The organism is Lawsonibacter celer (assembly GCF_014281125.1).
GTDB classification, from domain to species: domain Bacteria; phylum Bacillota; class Clostridia; order Oscillospirales; family Oscillospiraceae; genus Lawsonibacter_B; species Lawsonibacter_B celer.
Map to the genome: position 1 here is coordinate 42691 of NZ_JACOEA010000007.1, position 21102 is coordinate 63792.

Here is a 21102-nt window from a genome sequence, read left to right on the forward strand (position 1 = left end):
CTCAAAGCTTTCCGGCCATTGGGCAGGCGCACCAGTGGTTGGGGGCGATTTCACGCAGCTGGTAGGGCGCCTCGGCGCACTCCTTGGTGGCATAAGGGCAGCGCGGAGCAAACCGGCAGCCCGGCTTGGGGTCCACGGGGGAGGTCAGCTCGCCGGACAGGGCCTCGCTCTCCAGGTTTTTCTGTCCCAGCACAGGCATAGGGATGGCCGCCAGCAGGGCTTTGGTATAGGGGTGAGCGGGATTGGCAAACAAGTCGCGGGAGGAGGCCCGCTCGATCATCTGGCCCAGATACATCACCGCGATCTCATCTGAGATATGCTTGACCACGGAGAGGTTGTGGGTGATAAACATATAGGTCAGCCCCATCTGCTCCTGCAGGTCCATCAGCAGATTGAGCACCTGGGCCTGAATGGAGACGTCCAGGGCAGACACCGGCTCGTCGCAGACCACGAACTTCGGGTTCAGGGACAGGGCGCGCGCAATGCCGATTCGCTGTCGGCGGCCGCCGTCCATCTCATGGGGATACATGGAGGCATAGCGCTCCGTCAGCCCCACGGTGCGCATCAGCTCATAGGTGCGCGCCTCCACCCCGTCGGCGGTAGCGTACATTTTGTGAAACTGCAGCGGCTCCGCAATGGTCTGGAACACGGTTTTTCTCGGATCCAGGGAGGCATAGGGGTCCTGAAAGACAATCTGCATCTTGCGGCGCAGCTCCACAGACTCCTTTTTGTCGCACTCCAGAATATTCCTGCCCTCAAAGAGCACCTGTCCCGAGGTGGCGGGCAGCAGGCGCAGGATGGTGCGCCCCAGGGTGGACTTGCCGCAGCCGGACTCCCCCACCACGCCCAGGGTCTTGCCCGTCTCAATGGAAAAGCTCACGTCATCCACCGCGTGGAGCTTGCCCCTGGGGGTGTCGAAGTATTTTTTCAGGTTTCTGCACTCCAGAATTGCTTCGCTCATGCCGGTTCACCCTCCTTTGCAAAGAGATGGCATTTGATCGAATGGGTGCCCTCCACCACTGTGGGGGCGGATGCCTCCACGATCTGTGCCTTGCCGTCTCCATCCGTGGCCGCTGTTTTGCAGGGGACGGTACACCGCTCCATGCAGTGGGGGCAGCGGGGGTGGAACATACAGCCCTGGGGCAGATTTGTGGGCTCGGGCATCAGGCCGTCGATGGGCTGAAGGCGGTGGCTCTCCACATAGATATTGGGGATGGAGCGGAACAGTCCCTCGGTGTATGGGTGATGCTTCCGCTCCGGGTCAAAGATGTCCTCCACCGTGCCGTACTCCACAATCTCGCCGGCATACATAATGGCCACGTAGTCGCAGATATTGGCCACCACGCCCAGGTCGTGGGTAATCATCAGCATAGAGGAGCCCAGCTCCCGGCGCAGCCTGCGCATCATGTTCAGAACCTGGGCCTGGATGGTCACGTCCAGGGCCGTGGTAGGCTCATCGGCAATGAGCAGCTCCGGGCTGCAGGCGATGGCAATGGCGATCACCACCCGCTGCTTCATGCCGCCGGAGAACTGGTGTGGATAGTCGCTCATACGGAAGGCGGGTATCCCCACCATCTCCAGCAGACGGCCGATCTCCTGATCCAGCGCCTCGCCCTTCAGGTCATGGCGGTGGAGCTTGAGTACCTCCGCGATCTGATCCCGCACGGTGAGCACCGGGTTCAGGCTGGTCATGGGGTCCTGAAAGATCATGGAGATGCGTCCGCCGCGGATTTTCCGCATGCGGGCCTCATTTTTCTCCAGCAGGTTCTCGCCGTCAAACCAGATCTCGCCGGTGGGAATGCGGGCGGTGAATTTGGGCAGCAGCTGGAGGATGGACAGGGCGGTGGTGGTCTTGCCCGCGCCCGTCTCGCCCACCAGGCCCAGGGTCTTGCCCTTGGGGATGGTCAGGCTGATGTCGTTGACGGCGTGGACCACTTCGCCCTCAGTCACGTACTGAATGGTCAGATGCTTGATCTCAAGCAGATTCTGTTGCTTTTCCATGGCTGCCTCCTTATGCCTTCCCCTTGAGCCGGGGATCAAGGGCATCGCGCAGGCCGTCGCCGAACAGGTTGATGGCCAGGGCCGTAATGGTGATAAAGATGGTGGGGAAGATCACGATATGTCCGGTATAGCGCAGGTAACTGATACCGTCGGAGGCAATCTGGCCCCACTCCGGGGTAGGAATGGGGGCGCCCAGCCCCAGGAAGGACAGCAGCGCGCCCATCAGGATGTTGCGTGCCACCTGCATGGTAGCCTGCACCAGGATGGTGCCCATCGCGTTGGGGATGATGTGGGTCATGATAATGCGACCGTTTTTCAGACCCAGGGCGCGCTCTGCCTCAATGTACTCCTGATCCACCAGGTTGAGCACGGCGGAACGGATTACGCGGGTAAAGCTGGCCAGCTGGCCGATGGTGATAGCGCATACCAGCTGCGGAATTCCGGTGCCGAAGCCGGCGGAGATGGCCAGCGCCAGCAGTACGCTTGGGATGGAGATGAGGATATCAAAGGCGCGCATGAGCAGGCTGTCGAACTTACCGCCGAAGTAGGCGGCGGTGGTGCCCAGCGCCACCGCGGTCACCGTTGTGATGGCCGTGGTTCCGAAGCCCAGCAGCAGCGAGATCCGGCTGCCGTGAATGATGCGGGCGAACAGATCGCGGCCCAGGCCGTCGCAGCCGAACCAGTGCTCGGCGCTGGGGCTGGCCAGCTTGTCGGCGGCGGACTGGGTAATGGCCGCGCTGTAGTCCACGATCAGGTCAGCAAAGAGGGCCATGGCGATCAGCAGGACAATCACCACCAGGGAGACCATGGCCACTTTGTTCTTTTTCAGGCGGCGCCACGCGTCGGCATAGGCGCTCTTCGTCTTTTTTGTCTTAGCCATTGTGTGCCGTCTCCTTTTTGGCAGTCTTGCGGACCTTACCGCCGGAGTATTTCGCCCGGATGCGGGGGTCCACCGCGGCGTAGAGCAGGTCTACCACCAGCATGATCATCATAAAGGTGAAAGCCATAAGCGTAATTGCGCCGATGACCAGGGGCACATCGTTTCGGTTGAGGGCATCCTGAACCAGCGTGCCCAGGCCGGGGATGACAAACACCTTCTCCATGGCCACGGCGCCGCCCAGCAGCGCGCCCATGGTGGTGCCGGAGATGGTAATTAGGGGCAGCAGGGCGTTGCGGAAGGCATGGCGCCACACCATAGTGCGCTCGGCCACGCCCTTGGCCCGGGCGGTACGGATGTAGTCCTGCCGGGTGGTGTCCAGCATGGTAGAGCGGGTAAACCGCAGAAACTGGGCGGAATAGGAAATACCCAGGGTAATGGCGGGCAGAATCCAGCTCTTCCAGCCGTTGGTCACACCGCTGGCCGGCACCAGGCCGAATTTATAGGAAAATGTGAGCACCAGCAGCGCCGCCATACAGAAGGTGGGCACAGCGGAGAGCAGCATGGATGCCACCGTGGCAATTCGATCCAATATGGAGTACTGCTTTACAGCGGAGAGCACGCCCAGGGAAATGCCCGCCGCCAGGGCGATGGCCATGCTGAGCAGGGTCAGCTTGATGGTATAGGGCCAGCGTCCCATAATGATGTCCATCACGGGCTCGTTATAATAGTAGGACACGCCGAAATCGCCCTTGAGGATGCCCACCACATACTTGCCGTAGCGCACAATCAGCGGGTCATGCAGCCCCAGCGACTCGTTGTAGGCATAGACGTCCTCCTCGCTGGCGTCCGCACCCAACTTCATCCGGCCCGGGTCCACCTTGGACATGGACACCAGTGCGAAAACGATAAAGATGATGACCAGCATCATGGGGATGATCGTCAGCAATCGTTTGATAATAAATCTGATCATAAGATTTCTCCCATCCTTGGTTCCGGGAAAGCGGCAGCACCGCTGCCCTCTCTTGGCATTAAAAATGCAGGGGCGAAGGACCCTTCCTTTCGCCCCCGCATACACTCATATCACCGGAGCGCTCCCAGGCCCGGACGCTTACTCAGCCCAGGACCAGTTGCAGATATAGTCGCTCAGGATGCTGGGGCACCAGGCCATGCCCTGAAGGTTCTCAGAGCAGCCGTAGTTCATCATCTGATAGGCGATGGGGACATACATGCAGGACTCGCCCACCTGGGTGCTGATGTCCTCGTACATGGCAATACGGGTGGCGTCATCATAGGTCTGGCCCGCCTCATCAATCTTTTCGGAGAGGCCTTCAATGGTGTTGTTGCGGCCCACATAGCCGGTGGGCTTGTAGTACAGCTTATAGAACAGGGCGGGATTGTAGGGAATGGAGGCCAGGTTCCACGCGCAGGCCTCAATATCGCCGGCAAACAGCGCAGTCTTGACGGCGCCGCTCTCCAGGGAATTCAGGGTGACGTTGACGCCGATGGCCTCCATGGCCTCCTTAAAGGCGGCGCCCAGGGCGGGTCCGTAGCCGCTGGTGGAGACGGTCAGGGAGAAGGACATCTCATCCTGGCTCAGGCCGGACAGCTCCAGCATCTCCTTGGCCTTCTCGATGTTGTAGTCATAGGTGGGAATGGCGTCGCAGTAGCCCTCCTCGCCCTCGCTGAGCATGGTGTTCTTGGTAACCGGCACAGCCAGGTCGTTCCACACCAGGGAGCACCAGGCCTCCTTGTCAATGGCGTAGGCAATAGCCTTGCGGAAATACTCGTTGTTCAGGGGTGCCTCCGCCTGATTGAAGGCGATGAAGTAGGCCGCGGTGCGCTGGAAGGAGTGGACCGTCATCCCATCCGTGTTGTTGACGTAGTCCACGTCCAGGGCAGTGGTCACCTGATCCAGGTCAATCTCCCCGTTGAGCAGGGCGGTCAGAGCGGTGTTGTTGTCCGGGATCAGCTTGTAGTTAATGGTCTCAAAATAGGGTTCGCCGCCCCAATAGTCCTTGTTGGACTCCAGGGTCACACCCACGCCGGTGGTGTTGGAGACAAATTTGTAGGCGCCGGTGCCGATCAGCATCTGGTCGTTGTCGTCGCCGTAGGTCTCAACCGCGTTCTTGCTGACAATGCACCAGGGATAGGAGGCCAGCTGCAGAATAAAGTTGGGATAGGCGTATTCCAAGGTCAGCTTCACGGTGTGCTCGTCCAGGGCCTCGGCGCTCTTGATGACAGCGGCCTTGCTCTTGGTGGAGGGCATCTCCTTGGCGCGGTTCATGGTGAACACCACGTCATCGGCGGTAAAGTCGCTGCCGTCGTGCCACTTGACGCCCTCACGCAGGTTGAATACATACTCCAGGCCGTCGTCGCTGATGGTCCAGTCCGTGGCCAGCAGGGGGACCGCCTCAAACTTGGTGCCGTTGAATTTCACCAGGCCCTCAAAGATCTGCACAAACATGCAGTACTCCTCATTGACGGTGGTGACCTGGGGATCCAGAGAGGTGATGTCGCTGGTAATGCGCAGGTTCAGCGTGGGATGCAACTTTTCCCCCGACTGGCTGCCGGTGGGCTCGACGGAGCCAGAGGGCGTACTGCTGCCGCTGGGCTCCGAGCTGTTTGAACAGCCGGCCAGCAGCCCCATACACAAGGCCAGGGTCAGGAACAGGGAAATCGCTTTCTTCATTTCACTACCTCCTAAAAATTTTGCATACAACAGGGCCGATTCCTCCTTCCGGTTCCGCCCTGCGCCACACGAGTAAGAAAAGCAAATATGGTGCCAACTTTTTCTCCCCTCCAAATACGGATATTTCCGTGGATCTCCCAGATATTCGTGTCTTTTCTGGCACTCTCCGACAAAAATTCTGTGCCAAAAATGGCAATGCGCTATTTTTGGCACAGAATTTACAGAAAGGCCCCATACTGTTCCTCAGCTGTCTATAGGTTTTCTCCATTTTGGTAAAATATTTTTCCGAGAGAGTCCTCGTCTCAGACCTTCCGCCGGCAGGAAAAGACAAACCTTCCGGCAAAGTCGGAAGGTTTGTCTTTTCCATATGACAGCCGGTATCCACAGCTTCCGCCCTCAATCCAAAGGAATCTGCAGCTCCCGCACTTTTCGGTAGAAGGTCCTGCGGGGAATTCCCAGGATCTCGACCGCCTTTTTCCTGCTCTGGCCGCTTTTCGCCAGGGCGGACAGGATGGTGGCCCGCTCGCAGGCGGCCACCGCCTCCTCCAGCCTCTCCGGAAATCCCGGCCCCATGGGAGACGCCGTGTCCTGCCCAGGCAGGTCTCCCCTGGCAAATTGCTCCGGGAGGTCTTCCGGCCGGATCACCCCCTGGCTGCACAGGACCACGCAGCTCTCCACCACATTCTGCAGCTCACGCACGTTGCCCGGCCAGGCATATTTCAGAAACATTTGATAAACCGCCTCTGAGATGCGCACCTGCTTGCCGTATTTCTGGTTGTAGCGCTCCAGATAGTGGGCCGCCAGCAGCACTACATCGTTGCCCCGCGCCCGAAGCGGCGGGATCTCAATGGGCACCACGTTGAGGCGGTAGAACAGGTCCTGCCGGAACCTCCCCTCCTCGATCATGCGCTCCAGCGGCTGATTAGTGGCGGCAATCAGCCGCACGTCCACCGAAATCGGGCGCTGCCGGCCGATTTTTTCAATCTCCCCCTCCTGGAGCACCCGCAGCAGCTTGGCCTGCATGGGCAGCGGCATATCGCCGATCTCATCCAGGAACAGGGTGCCGCCTTCGGCCATCTGGAATTTGCCCAGCTGGCCGCCCCGGCGCGCCCCGGTGAACGAGCCCTCCTCATAGCCGAAGAGCTCGCTTTCAATCAGGCTCTCCGGAATGGCGGCGCAGTTCATGGCGATAAAGGGCTTGTCCTTGCGGGCACTGTTGCGGTGGAGCAGCCGGGTAAAAACCTCCTTGCCTGCGCCGTTCTCCCCCCGGAGCAGCACCGTGGCATCCGTGGCCGCCACCGCCTTGGCCTTCATCACGCTGTTGACAAAGCACCGGCTCTCTCCAATCACATTGTTTTGTCGCAGGACATCCTGCGCCTCAATCTGGCGGTTGTACTCCGCCGCCATCTGTGAGGCCCGCTCCAGCTCCAAATTCAGCCGGTTGACCTCTGTGGTATCCCGGAAGATGGAGGCCGCACCCACCATCTCCCCCCGGGACATCAGCGGGAACATCCGCACCGCCACATAGCGCTGCACCGTCTGTACCAGCTGCTTCTCCCGGGTGATGGAGCGGCCGGTGTGCAGCACCTCCAGCAGATTAGCCCCGTTTTCAATGATGTGCATGTCCTTCCCCAGAATCTTTCCCGCCGGCACCCCCAGTATTTTGGAATAGGCGGGATTGACGTAAAAAATAATGCCCTCCAGATTCACCGCCACCACTGCCTCGTCCAGCTCGTCCAGAAGCGGAGCTATCTGCATTTCCCGCATCATGCTCAGAATGGAGCGCAGCCGCGGCGCTGCTACCGCTCCCAGACGCCTGCCTGCGGTATCCAAGGCACACACAAATTCCGCGTCGGCCGGGATCTCCTCCGGCTCCAGGTCGGAGAGGCTGACCGTTCCGTCCATGCAGCAGGCGCGCTCCGCCTGCGCCAGTTTGGGGTTCACAATGCTGCTCAGCTGAAGTCTGGACATAGGGCACCTCCGCTTTTCGACTCTTTTCGACAGTATACCACGCCGCCGGACCCACGCGCAACCGCTTTCCCGACTCCAGAAAAAGGGAGGTCCGCAGAGCGGCCCTCCCTTTTCTCAGCTGTGTTCCATTTGAGCCTCAGGGCGTCATCAGCGCCAGAGCCAGGGCGGCGGTCCGCTCCAGATTCTGCACCGTGATTTCTTCCTCCACCGTGTGGACCTTGCTCATGCCGGTCCCCACCACCACAGCCTTGACCCCGTTGGCGTTCAGGTGGTTGGCGTCGCTGCCGCCTCCGCTGGAGGTCAGGACCGGCTCCGCGCCCGCCCGCCGCCAGGCCTCCGCCACCTGCTGCACAAAGGGGTCGTCCGGGCTGTGGGCATAGCTCTCATAGGCCTTTTCCAGGCCACCCTCCAGCCGGGCGCCGTACTTCTCGCAGGCCGCGCGCAGGCAGTCCATCATGTGCCCAGCCTGGACCTCCAGCTTGGCGCTGCTGCGGCTGCGCGCCTCGCCCACAAGCTCCAGGCGCTCCGGGACAATGTTGGTGGGCGACTGGGCACAGATGCTGCCGATGTTGGCGGTAGTCTCCCCGTCAATGCGCAGTAGCTTCATGTGGGCAATCGCCTCCGCCGCCACTTGGATGGCGCTGACCCCCTCCTCAGGCGCTACGCCCGCATGGGCCCTCCGCCCGATAATCACTGCGGAGAGTTTATACTGTCCGGGGGCACTGAGGATGATCTTCCCAGCGTCCCCGCTGCTGTCCATCACCACCGCGCGCCCTGCTGCCAGCCTGTCATACTCCAGGGAGGCGGAGCCCTTCAGGCCGATCTCCTCTCCCACGGTAAAAATGCCCTGCACCGTCGGGTGGGGCAGCTTCTGCTCCACCAGGGTGCGCATGGCCTCCACAATGGCGGCCGCGCCGGATTTGTCGTCGCTGCCCAGGACGGTGTTTCCCTTGCTACGAATTATGCCGTCCTCTACCACCGGCTCTATCCCCACGCCGGGGACCACGGTATCCATATGGGCCGTGAGCACCACCGCCTCGCCGGGTGCGGTGCCGGGCAGCGTACAATACAGGTTTCCGGTCTCACAGCCGGTCCTGTCCATGCTGCCGTCCCGGTAGATCTCACAGCCGACGGCCGCCAGGTCGGAGGCCAGGCGGTCCGCCATGGCCCCCTCATGGGTGCTCTCGCTGTCAATCTGCACATACTCCAGGAAGGTGGCCAGCAGGCGCTGCTTGTTGATCATCACCCGCACCCCCCGCAGCCACAGCCCAGGCCCATATTTTCGGGCAGGGAATCATCCTCCCGTACCCAGTCCTCCACATAGACCACCCGGTACTTGGTCTTGGTATCCCGGATGACCACCCGCTCAATTCCGGCGTTGATAATCTGTCGACGGCACATGGAGCAGGAGGTGGAGTCGGGAATCAGCTCCCCGGAATCCGGGTCCTTGCAGGCCATATAGATGGTCGCCCCCATGGTGTCCCGCCGGGCGGCGGAGATGATGGCGTTGGCCTCGGCGTGGACGGAGCGGCACAGTTCATAGCGCTCCCCGGAGGGGATCTTCAGCGCTTCCCGGGTGCAGTAGTTCAGGTCCACACAGTTTTTTCTGCCCCGGGGCGCGCCGTTGTAGCCCGTGGCAATGATCTCATCGCTGCGCACAATAATGGCCCCATAGTGCCGTCGCAGGCAGGTGGAGCGCCCGGCAACGGTCTCGGCGATATCCAAGTAATAATTTTCTTTATCAATGCGTCCCATAATGGTCCTCCGCTTTGCTTTTTTCAACAGTATAGCGGGTTTTTCCCCATCCTGCAAGCACAATTCACACATTGTTTACGTTTCGTTTCTTGACTCGGAACCGCCTGCGCGCTATCATTACTAATGTTAAGAATTTCGTAAGTATTTGATATACTTCGTTCTAAAGGAGACGAGCCGTATTTGATGAACATGCTCAGACGACTGATGTACGGCCGGTATGGCAGCGACCAGCTCTCTCTCTTCCTTCTGGCCGTCTACCTGCTGCTGTACCTGATCTCCATGGTGCTGAAGTGGCCGATTCTCTCCTGGATCGCGCTTGTGATTCTGTTCTGGGATTTCTACCGCATGATGTCCCGCCGGATTGACAAGCGCCGGGCAGAGAACGCCAAGTTCCTTCAGCTGGCCGGCCCGGCCATCCGCTGGTTCAAGATGCGCCGTACCATCCATCGGGATCGGGACCACCGCTATTTTAAATGCCCCAACTGCGGCCAGTACCTGAGGGTACCCCGGGGCAAGGGAAAAATCACCATTAACTGCCGCAACTGCGGGGTCAGCTTTGAGGAACGCAGTTGACCCCGTCGCGCCTGCCCAGCCGGCAAAAACGCCCACTCCAAAAGGAGTGGGCGTTTTTCCGCTTTTCGGGCCGGGATGCGGTTAGAAGAACGCACCCCAGAGGAGGAAGCCTCCACAGGCCACCAGACCGGTAAAGATCAGCACAATGACCAGATAACCCATAATATTGCGGGCGGACAGGCCAGCAATGCCCAGGGCAGGCAGAGCCCAGAAGGGCTGGATCATGTTGGTCCACTGGTCGCCCCAGGCAATGGCCATGGCGGCACGGCCGTACTCAATGCCCATCTCGGTAGCAGCGGGCATGACAATGGGGGCCTGGACCGCCCACTGGCCGCCGCCGGAGGGCACGAAGAAGTTGATAATGCCGGCGGACAGGAAGGTGAGCACCGGGAAAGTAACATTGGTGGAGATGTTGGTGAAGAAGTTGGCGATGATGCCGGCCAGGGACACACCGGTCTCCGGGTTGGCAGCCACCATCAGACCCATGATGCCGGCGTAGAAGGGGAACTGGAGCAGGATGCCCGCGGCGCCCGCGGCGGCGTCACCCACGGCGTCCACATATCTGCGCAGGTCGCCGTGGAGCAGAATACCCAGGAACAGGAAGATCATATTGACGATATTCAGGTCCAGGCTGAAGCCGTTTTTCACAAAGTAGTAAACGATGTACACAAAGCCCAGCACCAGGGTAATGACCCACAGGATCTTGCTGTGTTCCATCTTCTCCGCGGGGGTGTCCTTGGTGTAGGTGCGCTCCTCCTCATCCACCAGCTTGGAAGGGTCCACCACGATGGTGTGGGAGGCGTCGGGATGCATGGCGTAGTTGACAAAGGGCATCAGCACCAGGATCACCGCCACCATCAGCAGGTTCATGGGGTGGAAGATGGTCTCCATGGTGGAAGCAGAGTAGGCCACACCCAGAATTTCCGTACCGCCTGCCGCGTTCATCTGCAGGGGGATGGAGCCGGACAGGCCGGCGTGCCAGATCACAAAACCGGAGTAGGCCGCAGCGATCAGCAGGGGGTAGTCCACGTCGCGCACGCGCTTGGCCACCTCGCGGGCCAGCAGAGCGCCGGCGATCAGGCCAAAGCCCCAGTTGAGCCAGCAGCAGATGGTGGACACAAAGGTAGTAATCAGAATGGCGCTTCTCTTATTCTTTGCCAGAGACGCAATCGCGCCCAAGGCGCGCTTGCAGGCCTTGGCGGAGGCCATGGCCGAGCCGAATACCAGCACCAGCGCCATCTGCATGGCGAAGGCCAGCAGGCTCCAGAAGCCGGACTGTGTCTTGCCCTGGCCGCCCCAGGCCCAAACCAACTCCAGCGGCCCCTGCTGAGTGCCGATCATCGCGGCAACAAAGACCACGATGGTCAGGATGACCGCGAACAGGAATGGGTCGGGAAGCCAGCGGTTGACCACCCGCACGCAGCCGTTTGTGAATTTTTTGAACACAAAAAATCCTCCTTTACTCTTTTCTCACACACATTTTATAGCAACATACCGCTGCTATAGGTTTAGTTTACGCCATTGTTAAAATCGTGTCAATACTTTGTTCACATTTCCGGACAAAATTATGAACAAAAAATGAACAGACATTTTGCACACCAATCCGTTCAATGTGCAAAATGTCTGTTTGCTCCTATTTCCCCACGCAAAAACGCTGAAAAATCCGGGCCGTGACGTCCTCCCGGACCGAGCTCCCCGTGAGCTCTCCCAGGGCGGCCATGGCCTCCTCCAGGTCCAGAAGCACCGCGTCCGGCGTTATGCCTGCGGCCAGGCCGAGCTTCGCCCGCCCTACGCCCGCAAGGGCCTGGCGGGCCGCCTCCGCCTGCCGGGCGTTGGAGAGCAGTTCTCCGGCCGCCCCCCCGGCCCCGGCCGGTAAGCAACAGCTCACAGCCTCCTCCAGCGCGGCCAGCCCCGCGCCCGTCTTGGCGCTCACCTCCACCACAGGCAGGTCCCGGGGCAGCGGCGGACAGGTCGCCGGAGCGGCGGACAGGTCGCATTTGTTCCACACCAGAATGACACAAGCCCGGGCCGCGGCCTGTTCCAGCAGAGCGACGTCTTCTTCCGCCACCGGGGTGGAGGCGTCCCACACCACCAGAACCAGCTCGGCCTCCTCCAGCGCGGCCCGACTGCGGTCCACGCCCAGGCGCTCCACCTCGTCCGCCGTCTCCCGCAGGCCGGCGGTGTCGATGAGCCGCAGGGAGAGTCCCCCCAAGGTGCATTTCTCTTCCACCGTGTCTCGGGTGGTGCCGGGGCGGTCGGTCACAATGGCCCGCTCATACCCCAACAGGGCGTTGAGCAGGGAGGACTTTCCCGCATTGGGCCGCCCCACAATGGCGCAGGGAATGCCCCGTGCGATCAGCCTGCCTCGGCGGTAGGTAGCCAGGAGGGCGTTGAGCCCCTCCTCCGCCCGCTCCAGCGCATCCCCCAGGGTGCGGGCCTGAAAGGGGTCAATATCCTCGTCCGGATAGTCCAGCACTGCGTGGAAATGGGCGCTTATATCCACGAGAAGGTCGTAGATCTCCCCCACGCGCCGGCCCAGGGCACCCGAGAGCTGTCCGGCTGCCTGATGCACGGCGGCCGGACTGTCCGCGTCGATCAGGTCGGCCACCGCCTCCGCCTGAGTCAGGTCCAGCCGGCCGTTGAGGAAGGCCCGCTTGGTAAACTCCCCCGGGCCGGCCTGCCGGGCGCCCGCCTGGAGCAGCGCCTCCAGGCCGAGGGCGAGCACAGTGGGGGAGCCGTGGCACTGGATCTCCGCGGTGTCCTCCCCAGTGTAGCTGGCCGGCCCCCGGCTCCAGGTGGCCAGAGCTCGGTCAATTACCCGCCCCTCCCGGTCGTACACAGTGCCATAAATCAGCCGGTGGGGCTCACACTCCTCCAAAGCCCGCCCATGCTCCGGTCGGAACACCGCCCCAGCCGTCCGCGCCGCGCCGGGCCCGGACAGGCGCAGAATTCCGATCGCGCTGGGCAGGGCTGGTGTGGCAATGGCGGCTATCAGATCTGACATAACGCTTCCTCCCCTGGCTGCAATTTCCTGCGGCCCCTATGGCAGTACCGTCCCTCTGCCGCCGCAATTGCCGAATCCTGAATTTTTGTGGATTCCGCCGCAACATTTCCTCTTGACATGTTTTTATGTCAACTTTCTTATGCATATCCGCAGGCTAAGCCGGCATCATACGTCGGTGGAAAACCCTGTGGACAATGTGGAAAACCCTCGTCATACGGCACTTTACCATTTCTTTACCTATCTTTTGCTCTGCATATTATTTTGCATACTGCCTGTCAAAGAAAAAATTATGCGCCCGGACATGGTCCGGGCGCACTGGAATCTGTACTCTTCCGGCGGGGCACCCTCCGGCCATCAGGACAGGCGGCCGCTGATCACCCTTGCCACCTTGACGCCTGACGCCCCTGCCTGAGCCAGACCTCTTGTAACGCCCGCGCCGTCTCCAATGGCGAAGAAGTTGGGCAGGGCGGTCTCCAGCTCGCCGGACAAGGCCAGACGGGAGGAGTAGAACTTGACCTCCGCGCCGTAGAGCAGGGTGTCGTAGTTGGCGGTGCCGGGGGCCAGCTTGTCCAGGGCGTAGATCATCTCAATAATATCGTCCAGCTGCCGCTTGGGCAGGGCCAGGCTCAGATCCCCCGGCACGGCGGCTGTGAGGGTGGGCCGGGTAAAGGACTTGCCCAGCCGGTGGTCGTTGGTGCGGATGCCGTTGACCAAGTCGCCGAAGCGCTGTACCAGCACGCCTCCGGCCAGCATGTTGCTCAGAGAGGCGATGTGCTTGCCGTAGCGGTAGGGCTCGTTAAAGGGCGAGGTAAAGCGGTTGGACACCAGCAGGGCGAAGTTGGTATTCTCACTCTGGAGGGCCGGGTCGGCGTAGGAGTGGCCGTTGACCGTGTTGATCCCCTCCACATTCTCCGCCACCACATGGCCGTAGGGGTTCATGCAGAAGGTGCGCACCGGGTCGCCGTACTGCTTGGTGCGGTAGACCAGCTTGGACTCGTACACCACATCGGTGATGTGCTCAAACACCTTGGCGGGCAGCTCCACCCGCACGCCGATGTCCACCTGATTGTTAATCAGCTCAATGCCCAGACCCTTGCACTGGTTGGCAAACCACTCCGCGCCGGAGCGGCCTGGGCCGGCGATGAGGTATGTGCACTCCACCGTGTCCCCCTTGTCCGTGGTCAGGCGGTACCCCTCCCCGCCCAGGTTCTCAATGGCGGCCACGGCCGTATGGAAGCGGAACTCCACAAACTCCTTCAGGGTCTCATAGATACTCTTGAGGATATTTAGGTTGTTTTCCGTGCCCAAATGCTTGCACCGGGCCTGCAGCAGATGCAGATCGTGCTCCAGCGCCTTTTTCTCCAGGGCCCGGGCCGCAGGGGTGTCGGTGGAAAACACCTGATCCGTGGCGCCGTGCTTCATGTTGATGGAGTCCACATAGTCGATCAGGTCCATGACCTCTTTGGCGTCCATAAAATCCGTCAGCCAGCCGCCGAAGGCGGTGGTGAAGTTATATTTTCCATCAGAGAAGGCCCCGGCGCCGCCGAAGCCGCACATGGTGTCACACACCTTGCAGTGGATGCACTCCTTTACCTTGCCCGCCACGATGGGGCAGCTGCGGCCGTAAATATCGGCGCCCTGGTCCAGCGTCACGACCCTGAGCCCCGGCTGCAGGCGCATCAGCTCATATCCGGCAAAAATCCCGGCCTCACCGCAGCCGATGATGGCGACGTCATAGCGCGTGTTCATGTGCAATCTCTCACTTCTCATCATAATATTTAGGTCCAGATAGACCCAATAAATTATACCATATCTGTCAAGGGGTCCCGCCCTGCTCAAAAGGGCCCCGCGCGCCAAACGGCGCGCGGGGCCCTCCAGAACAGCTGCGAGACGCCTTAAAACTCCTGCGGCTGCTTTTCCCGCTTTTTCCCCACCTGACAGATCCAGCCCAGCAGGCGCATCCCCAGGGGACTTTTCCGTACCGCCATGTCCAGGACCAGGCACAGGGCTGCGCCGCATACCACGTCCACCAGGGAGTGCTGCTTCAGGAATACTGTGGCCATACAGATCAGAACACATAGGACAATCAGTCCCACGCGGGCGAGGGGCTGCCGCGCCATGGCGCGGGAACGCCCCACCGCCAGCGCCGCGGTCATACTCACAAACACGTGAATGGAGGGGCACACATTAGTAGGCGTGTCCCCGGCCCGCAGCTGGATCACCATCCGACTGAGCAGATTGTCCCGGGTAATGGGCCGGCGCAGCGGCTGCCCGTTGGGAAAAATTGTATAAAGGAGCAGACAGATGGTCAGCCCCAGCAGAATGCTTCGGCACAAATAGACGTACTGCTCCGGGTCCCGCCGGTGGAAGTAGAGGAACAGCGCCGGCACCAGCACAAACCACGCCAAATAGGGGAGAATAAAGACCTCACAGAAGGGTATGTATGCGTCTAGCCCGCAGGAGATCCAAAATCGGGGCCGGATATGCTCCTCCAGCAGATTGAAATAGACCATATAAAAGAGGAAATAAACCGCAGGTACCGCCAGCATCCGGCGGCGGGTGCCCACATCGTCCCAGCACAGTTCCATATAATTCTCCATTCACTGTCCGTTTCGCTTTTGTATACCAGATTCTACGCCAGCTTTCTTTGGAAATCCAGAGTAAAATTCTGAAGATTTTTTTAATTTTCTCCTCGAAAAATGGTCCAAGGATACAAAAGCACCTGCCGGAACGTGGCCGCTATGGCATGGGTCCGATTTCCACCCCGGTGTAGTACCATTTCAGAATCTCCTGATAGCCCTTTCCCTCCTTGGCCAGTGTGTTGGCCCCGTACTGACTCATCCCCACTCCATGGCCATAGCCGGTGACCGAGAAGGTAATCCCCTCGCTGCCGGCCGCCACGGTGAAATTCGCAGAGCGCAGAGAGAAGAGGGTACGCAGCTCGCTCCCCTTCACGACAACACCGCCCACAATCACGGACGCCACACCGCCCGCAGAATTGGTCTCCGGCACGCCAAACCAGCTCTCCGGCGCGCCGGACAGGTCGGCCTGGGGGTAAGCGGCCAGAAACGCGCTTTTGAATTCCTCCAGGGATACCGTCACCTGTGAGTGGTAGTTGGGCACGTCGTCCTCCCCCTCCGGGCTGTCCACACCGGCGAGATAGGGCACGTCATTGCCCCACACCTCCACCGCGTCCACCGTCCGGCCCGCGGCGGAGGAAAAGAATACCGCCTGAATGGGCTCCCCCTGATACAGGATGACCATGTGATCGGTGGCCGCCACAGCGGCGGCAATTTTGGCAGTATATTCCTCCGCCTTGTCTCCCCAGTTGGCCGCGGCCTCCTCCGGGGTAATGTACGCCTGACAACAATTGATGTCCGTACATACGTCGGCGTCCGGGTGGTTTTCCACCGTGCGGCCCATCTTAGACGCCGTGTAGGTGCGGGCGGCTACCGTCTGCGCCTCCAGCGCCGCTGGCTCAAAGGAGGCCGGCATCTCCGCCGCCACCACCCGCCACAGATACTTGTCCAGGGGGAGGCTGAGGACCTCCCCATCCCCCATCTGCACCCGCACTGTGCGGCCACTGTCCGCCGTCGGGTCAGGGCTGACCACGGTGTGGTCCAGCGGCAGCGTGCCGGTAGGTTGGGCCGCCTCGTCCGGTCCGCCGCTCCCCCGGAAGATCAGCAGGGGCAGCAGAAACAGAGACAGCAGCAGAATGAGGGCCGTGGCCGCCACCTGCTTCATGGACGTGCCGGAGGTTGTCTTTTCTGCAATTTTCCAATCATTCCGTTTCACTTTTTGCTTTTCCCCCACTTTGGGCCTCCCAATGCACACACGCGGAAAACGCCTGACCTTGTGTGGTATTTTCTGTTGACGCGCCGCCGGTTTGGGTATAGAATATTTTCCAAATCTATGGGCAAAGGAGTGCTCCATGATGCAAAATGCAGATAAGGACGCCTCCATGGACTTCATCACCAGTCTATGCGGCGAATACCAGAAGCATAACCGGATCGACCCGGTCTACTATGAAAAATACGACGTCAAGCGCGGCCTGCGCAACGCCGACGGCACCGGCGTAATGGCCGGGGTAACGCAGATCTGCAATGTGCTGGGCTACTATGTGCAGGATGGCGAGCGTGTCCCCATGCCCGGCAAGCTGGTCTACCGGGGCATTGATGTGGAGGAGCTCATCGGCGGCTTCATGCGGGAGGGCCGCTTCGGCTTTGAGGAGACGGCCTACCTGCTCCTCTTCGGCGCCCTGCCCACCCGGGAACAGCTGTCCATGTTCCAGCAGCTGCTCTCCGGTTATCACACCCTGCCCCACATGTTTACAGAGGATATGATCCTCAAGGCCCCCAGCCCGGACGTGATGAATAAGCTCGGCCGGGCCGTGCTGGCCCTGTACTCCTATGACGAGCGCCCCGACGACCTGTCTCTGGACAACCAGCTCCAGCAGGCCATCCAGCTCATCGCGCGGGTGCCGGTCATTGCGGCCCACGCCTTTGCGGTCAAGCGCCACTACTATGACAACGAGTCCCTTTACCTTCATCGCCCTCAGCCGGGACTGAGCGTGGCAGAGAACTTCCTCTATTCCGTGCGCCACGACAACCACTTCACCGACCAGGAGGCCAAGCTGCTGGACCTGTGTCTGGTGCTCCACGCCGATCACGGCGGCGGCAACAACTCCGCCTTCTCCTGCCGCGTGCTCTCCTCCTCCGGCACCGACCTGTACGCCGCCATCTCCGCGGCCATCGGCTCCCTGAAGGGCCCCCGCCACGGCGGCGCCAATAAAAAGGTCATGGAGATGTTTGGCCATATCGAGGCCGGCGTCAAGGACTGGAAGGACGACGACGAGATCCGCGCGTTCCTGGGCAGGCTGCTGCGAAAAGAGGCGGGAGACAAGTCCGGCCTGATCTACGGTATGGGCCACGCCATCTACACCCTCTCCGATCCCCGGGCGGTCATCCTGAAAAAGTTTGCCAAGGAGCTGGCCTCCTCCAAGGGCATGCTGGATGAGTTTGAGCTCTTCGAGTCCGTGGAGCGCCTCACGCCGGAGGTCCTGCTCTCCGTCAAGGGGGAGGACAAGGTGGTCTGCGCCAACGTGGACATGTTCTCCGGCCTGGTCTATAAGATGATGGGCATCCCGGTGGAGCTGTACACGCCTCTGTTCGCCGTGGCCCGCATGGTGGGCTGGTGCGCCCACCGCATCGAGGAGGTCTACCAGCCCGGCAACCGCATTATCCGCCCCGCCTACAAGGCCGTGGCCCCCATGCGCACGTTTGTGCCCCTGGCCGACCGGGTGTGAGGCAGGCTTCGCCCCATACCGCATCGGTTCTGCCCCTCCCCCTCTGAAACCAAAGCCGCACGGGAAATCCCGTGCGGCTTTCCGCTATCCCTGATAGAGGGGCAGGGAGATGATAAAGCTGGTAAAGCGCCCGTTGCTCTCCGCCCGGATCGTCCCCCCATGGAGCTCTACAATCTCCTTGGCAATAGCCAGGCCAAGGCCGGCCCCGCCGGTGCGGGAGGACCGGGCCGCGTCTAGGCGGTAGAATTTCCGAAAGATATTGGCCAGCTCCCTCTCCGGAATCTCCAGCCCCTCATTTCGAATTACAATCTCGGCCCGCTCCTCCGACCGGGCGGCATGGATCTCCACCCGCCCCCCGCGGACACTATAGTTTACCGCGTTTCGCAGCACGTTATCGAAGACCCGGGCAAGTTTGTCCGGGTCTCCCAGCACCACAAGGTGGTGCTCGATTTCCACACTGCACGCCAGTTCCTTCTCCGAAAAGAGGGGATAGAACTCGTCGGCCAGCTGTTCCAGCAGCATGGACAGTTGGATGGGCTCCATCTGCCCGGTCTCGCTCCCCAGGTCCATACGGGTAATGTCAAAAAACTCCCCCAGCAGCTCCTCCAGCCGCTCGGCCTTGTCCAGGGCAATGCCGGTATATTTTGCCCTGCGCTCATGGTCCAGCTCCGGGGTGTCCCGCAGCAGGGTCAGATACCCCACCACAGAGGTGAGCGGCGTCTTGAGGTCGTGGGCCAGGAAGGCGATCAGATCCTGCTTGCGCTGCTCACTCTCCCGGGCCGCGCCCTCCCGCTCCCGCAGCTGCTGGCGGATGGCGTTCAGATCCTCCTCCAGGGGGGAGAGCTCCTTGGGCAAGCACACCGGCTCCTCACTCTCCTCCACCACCCGGCGGGTGGCGGTGCGGATTTGGTCCAGCCATTTGGTAAAGCGTCCCATGGCAATATAAAAGGCCACTAGCATCAGCACCATCAGGCACACAGCCATAATCTCCTGCTTATTGTTTCGGATATACAGCTGGTATGCCTCCAGCGCCCCCTCCCGGCTCTGGCCAAAGAGGGTGCACGCGGCCCAGACGAAGCCCTGGGCAAAGGGGTCCTGGAGCGCGCCGTCCACCAGCACCTGCATCAAAAACAGGCCGACCCCGCCGGCAATGGCCGAGCCCGCGATCACCAGCAGCAGCATTTTCAGCTTCAGGCGGGTGTACTTTCTATTCATGCCGGATGCTCCTTTCTGCCTGCTGCGGAGCGTTTGGCAAACCGGATGACCGACCACACGCCGCCCAGGAGCATGACCTCCAGAAACGCGGTCAGCCGCCAGAGCACCAGGCCCACGGCCAAATGCTCCCCAAACACGGGGCCCATAAACAGATAGAAGCTGCCCTCCGCTCCCCCCACATTCCCTGGGAGCATCACCAGGCGGGAAATCATCATCACCATGGCCTGCAGCAGGAACATACCCAGGAAGGACTCCCCCTGAAGCCCCAGCCCATGATAGAGAAAATAGGGCACGGAAAAGAGGGCCGCCAGCTCCAGCGCCATGCCCACATACAGCCAAGCAAACAAGCGCGTATTGCCCTTGAGGCTGCTCAGCTGCCCGGCGAACTCCTCCACCTTGCGCATGGCGGCGTCCAGCTTCCCCTCCCGGCCCAAATACTTGACTTTGCGGGACAGAGCAGTCAAAATCCGCCGGATCAGCCGCAGCAGAGGGGCCGGCCGCACCGCCATCAGCAGTGCCATGGCGCAACCAAACAGGCACAGGGCGATAATAAAGATCATTCCCACCAGCACCCCGCCACTCAGGCTGGCGTGCCGGAAGACCAGATGATAAATCAGCGCAACCACGCCAAATATCGTATAGAGCATGATGTTGGCGACCATCTTCCAAATATAGATGGAAGCCGTATTGGTTGCGGGCATTCCCGCGTCATACATCAGCTTGAGCTGTACCGGCGCGCCGGCGGGCCCCAGCTTATAATAAAATTCGCCGATAAAGGTTGCGTCAAAACAGCCGGCCAGCCGTACCGGGCAGCCGGCGCTTCTTCCCATGCCGTAAAAGATCAGCGCGTCAATGCTCTCGCTCACCGGAATGCACAGAGCGGCGCCCACCAGCCACAGCGGCCGCACCTGCCGCAGCAGGGCCCGCAGGTCCATGGTCCGCACCACATAGACCGTTAAATAGACCAGAATGACCGCACCCACGGACAGGCCCGCAGCGGAAAAAATACGGTTAAAGCGTCCCTTTTTTGTTTTTTTCGTTGAAAGCACCCTCCTTTTGCGGAGTCGTTCCATCTCTGCGCTCCAGCCTCCCGCCGCACCTGCAGCGGTACCGCTCCGGATGGAGCACCAGCGCGGAGGCTCTAGCGCGCGGAAACCCCGCGCCGCAGCTGCGGCATACCACCAGGTAGCGCGCAGGCCTCTGATCGGGCACACCCAGCTCCCCGCAGGCGGCGGTGCGCGCGATGGCATAGCCGTAGGCGGCGTTCATGGCAGCGGCGTATGTTTTCCACACCTCACCGTGGTTCCGGCAGTCGGGGCAGGTGTGGAGCGCCTCATGGGCCAGGGTTTGGAGGCACGCACGCTCGTCCGCCTCCAGCAAGCGGGCGCTCAATTCGATCTGGAAGCCCGCCTCCCGGCGGATACAGCATCCAAAACGGGTGACCGCCCGGCGGTTGACCCGTACATGGGGGTCAATCCGCCCGGACACCGGAATTCCCAACGCCCCGGCCTGTCCCAAAACCTGGACCAGCAGGGCATCAAAATCGTTCATCACAGCTTCTCCTTTGTCCCCGGCCGCGTGTTCTTATGCAGTCGTATCGTGTATTTTACCATTCTTTTTCCCAAAAGTCACGCCCCAGCTTTGGATTCGGCCGGAGATTCTGATGTTTTTCTGACGTTTCCGCCCCCCGCCTTGACTTATTTCTCCGG

The 21102-nt window shown here is 60.9% G+C and carries 18 protein-coding genes; 2 read left to right on the plus strand and 16 right to left on the minus strand.

The window, feature by feature from the left end:
- Nucleotide 1 precedes the first annotated feature (1 nt).
- The 8 genes from H9Q75_RS10875 to H9Q75_RS10910 form a co-directional block, all read right to left on the minus strand.
- Entirely contained in the window at nt 2-961 is a 960-nt protein-coding gene (locus H9Q75_RS10875) for an ABC transporter ATP-binding protein (protein ID WP_186567010.1), read from the minus strand.
- A complete protein-coding gene (locus H9Q75_RS10880) occupies nt 958-2001 on the minus strand; it encodes an ABC transporter ATP-binding protein (protein ID WP_186567012.1) in 1044 nt (347 codons plus the stop codon). Before H9Q75_RS10880 ends, H9Q75_RS10875 begins: the two co-directional genes overlap by 4 nt.
- Before the next feature lie 10 nt (nt 2002-2011).
- Nucleotides 2012-2881: an ABC transporter permease gene (locus tag H9Q75_RS10885; protein ID WP_186567014.1), complete on the minus strand. Its 870-nt coding sequence runs from the start codon at nt 2879-2881 to the stop codon at nt 2012-2014.
- A complete protein-coding gene (locus H9Q75_RS10890; RefSeq protein WP_186567016.1) occupies nt 2874-3851 on the minus strand; it encodes an ABC transporter permease in 978 nt (325 codons plus the stop codon). The genes H9Q75_RS10885 and H9Q75_RS10890 overlap by 8 nt, the downstream gene beginning before the upstream one ends.
- Before the next feature lie 138 nt (nt 3852-3989).
- Nucleotides 3990-5570: an ABC transporter substrate-binding protein gene (locus H9Q75_RS10895; RefSeq protein WP_186567018.1), complete on the minus strand. Its 1581-nt coding sequence runs from the start codon at nt 5568-5570 to the stop codon at nt 3990-3992.
- 396 nt (nt 5571-5966) lie between these two features.
- Nucleotides 5967-7541 carry a sigma-54 interaction domain-containing protein gene (locus tag H9Q75_RS10900; protein ID WP_186567020.1) on the minus strand — a complete coding sequence of 525 codons (1575 nt, stop codon included), beginning with the start codon at nt 7539-7541 and terminating at the stop codon, nt 5967-5969.
- Nucleotides 7542-7677: 136 nt separating this feature from the next.
- On the minus strand, nt 7678-8784 hold the full coding sequence (locus H9Q75_RS10905) for a M20/M25/M40 family metallo-hydrolase (protein WP_186567022.1): 1107 nt from the start codon (nt 8782-8784) through the stop codon (nt 7678-7680).
- The gene (locus H9Q75_RS10910) at nt 8784-9296 is read right to left on the minus strand and encodes a deoxycytidylate deaminase (RefSeq protein ID WP_186567024.1); all 513 of its coding nucleotides are present in this window, start codon (nt 9294-9296) and stop codon (nt 8784-8786) included. Before H9Q75_RS10910 ends, H9Q75_RS10905 begins: the two co-directional genes overlap by 1 nt.
- Before the next feature lie 183 nt (nt 9297-9479).
- Here H9Q75_RS10910 and H9Q75_RS10915 point away from each other — a divergent pair, with 183 nt between their 5' ends.
- Nucleotides 9480-9869, plus strand: a complete 390-nt coding sequence (locus tag H9Q75_RS10915; protein ID WP_186567214.1) for a hypothetical protein — start codon at nt 9480-9482, stop codon at nt 9867-9869.
- An 81-nt stretch (nt 9870-9950) separates the two neighbouring features.
- Here H9Q75_RS10915 and H9Q75_RS10920 read toward each other — a convergent pair whose 3' ends face one another.
- From H9Q75_RS10920 to spoIID, 5 genes are all read right to left on the minus strand, one after another.
- Nucleotides 9951-11315: a TIGR00366 family protein gene (locus H9Q75_RS10920; protein WP_186567026.1), complete on the minus strand. Its 1365-nt coding sequence runs from the start codon at nt 11313-11315 to the stop codon at nt 9951-9953.
- Nucleotides 11316-11502: 187 nt separating this feature from the next.
- Nucleotides 11503-12873 (minus strand): tRNA uridine-5-carboxymethylaminomethyl(34) synthesis GTPase MnmE, encoded by a 1371-nt coding sequence (mnmE, locus tag H9Q75_RS10925; protein WP_186567028.1) that lies wholly within the window; start codon nt 12871-12873, stop codon nt 11503-11505.
- A gap of 354 nt (nt 12874-13227) precedes the next feature.
- Entirely contained in the window at nt 13228-14622 is a 1395-nt protein-coding gene (locus tag H9Q75_RS10930; protein WP_186567030.1) for an NAD(P)/FAD-dependent oxidoreductase, read from the minus strand.
- A gap of 146 nt (nt 14623-14768) precedes the next feature.
- Complete coding sequence (locus H9Q75_RS10935) at nt 14769-15461, minus strand: phosphatase PAP2 family protein (protein ID WP_186567032.1); 693 nt, start codon at nt 15459-15461, stop codon at nt 14769-14771.
- Nucleotides 15462-15612: 151 nt separating this feature from the next.
- Complete coding sequence (spoIID, locus tag H9Q75_RS10940; RefSeq protein ID WP_341480941.1) at nt 15613-16668, minus strand: stage II sporulation protein D; 1056 nt, start codon at nt 16666-16668, stop codon at nt 15613-15615.
- Between the two features lie 139 nt (nt 16669-16807).
- Here spoIID and H9Q75_RS10945 point away from each other — a divergent pair, with 139 nt between their 5' ends.
- The gene (locus H9Q75_RS10945; protein WP_186567218.1) at nt 16808-18178 is read left to right on the plus strand and encodes a citrate/2-methylcitrate synthase; all 1371 of its coding nucleotides are present in this window, start codon (nt 16808-16810) and stop codon (nt 18176-18178) included.
- A gap of 84 nt (nt 18179-18262) precedes the next feature.
- On the opposite strand, the gene H9Q75_RS10950 is transcribed toward H9Q75_RS10945, so the two are convergent.
- Genes H9Q75_RS10950 through H9Q75_RS10960 form a run of 3 tightly spaced genes read right to left on the minus strand, consistent with a single transcriptional unit; the run spans nt 18263 to nt 20944 of the window.
- A complete protein-coding gene (locus tag H9Q75_RS10950; protein WP_186567034.1) occupies nt 18263-19393 on the minus strand; it encodes a sensor histidine kinase in 1131 nt (376 codons plus the stop codon).
- On the minus strand, nt 19390-20442 hold the full coding sequence (locus H9Q75_RS10955; RefSeq protein ID WP_341480942.1) for a lysylphosphatidylglycerol synthase transmembrane domain-containing protein: 1053 nt from the start codon (nt 20440-20442) through the stop codon (nt 19390-19392). Before H9Q75_RS10955 ends, H9Q75_RS10950 begins: the two co-directional genes overlap by 4 nt.
- Nucleotides 20405-20944, minus strand: a complete 540-nt coding sequence (locus H9Q75_RS10960) for a SprT-like domain-containing protein (protein WP_186567038.1) — start codon at nt 20942-20944, stop codon at nt 20405-20407. The genes H9Q75_RS10955 and H9Q75_RS10960 overlap by 38 nt, the downstream gene beginning before the upstream one ends.
- Nucleotides 20945-21102 lie beyond the last annotated feature (158 nt).

What these genes read in the sequence shown, in the direction of transcription:
- H9Q75_RS10890 (WP_186567016.1), bottom strand. Translation starts at nt 3,851, where the DNA reads ATGATCAGATTTATTATCAAACGATTGCTGACGATCATCCCCATGATG.
- H9Q75_RS10950 (WP_186567034.1), bottom strand. Translation starts at nt 19,393, where the DNA reads ATGAATAGAAAGTACACCCGCCTGAAGCTGAAAATGCTGCTGCTGGTG.
- H9Q75_RS10930 (WP_186567030.1), bottom strand. Translation starts at nt 14,622, where the DNA reads ATGAACACGCGCTATGACGTCGCCATCATCGGCTGCGGTGAGGCCGGG.
- H9Q75_RS10905 (WP_186567022.1), bottom strand. Translation starts at nt 8,784, where the DNA reads ATGATCAACAAGCAGCGCCTGCTGGCCACCTTCCTGGAGTATGTGCAG.
- H9Q75_RS10945 (WP_186567218.1), top strand. Translation starts at nt 16,808, where the DNA reads ATGCAAAATGCAGATAAGGACGCCTCCATGGACTTCATCACCAGTCTA.
- H9Q75_RS10910 (WP_186567024.1), bottom strand. Translation starts at nt 9,296, where the DNA reads ATGGGACGCATTGATAAAGAAAATTATTACTTGGATATCGCCGAGACC.
- H9Q75_RS10875 (WP_186567010.1), bottom strand. Translation starts at nt 961, where the DNA reads ATGAGCGAAGCAATTCTGGAGTGCAGAAACCTGAAAAAATACTTCGAC.
- H9Q75_RS10900 (WP_186567020.1), bottom strand. Translation starts at nt 7,541, where the DNA reads ATGTCCAGACTTCAGCTGAGCAGCATTGTGAACCCCAAACTGGCGCAG.
- H9Q75_RS10885 (WP_186567014.1), bottom strand. Translation starts at nt 2,881, where the DNA reads ATGGCTAAGACAAAAAAGACGAAGAGCGCCTATGCCGACGCGTGGCGC.
- H9Q75_RS10880 (WP_186567012.1), bottom strand. Translation starts at nt 2,001, where the DNA reads ATGGAAAAGCAACAGAATCTGCTTGAGATCAAGCATCTGACCATTCAG.
- mnmE (WP_186567028.1), bottom strand. Translation starts at nt 12,873, where the DNA reads ATGTCAGATCTGATAGCCGCCATTGCCACACCAGCCCTGCCCAGCGCG.
- H9Q75_RS10895 (WP_186567018.1), bottom strand. Translation starts at nt 5,570, where the DNA reads ATGAAGAAAGCGATTTCCCTGTTCCTGACCCTGGCCTTGTGTATGGGG.
- H9Q75_RS10960 (WP_186567038.1), bottom strand. Translation starts at nt 20,944, where the DNA reads ATGAACGATTTTGATGCCCTGCTGGTCCAGGTTTTGGGACAGGCCGGG.
- H9Q75_RS10915 (WP_186567214.1), top strand. Translation starts at nt 9,480, where the DNA reads ATGAACATGCTCAGACGACTGATGTACGGCCGGTATGGCAGCGACCAG.
- H9Q75_RS10935 (WP_186567032.1), bottom strand. Translation starts at nt 15,461, where the DNA reads ATGGAACTGTGCTGGGACGATGTGGGCACCCGCCGCCGGATGCTGGCG.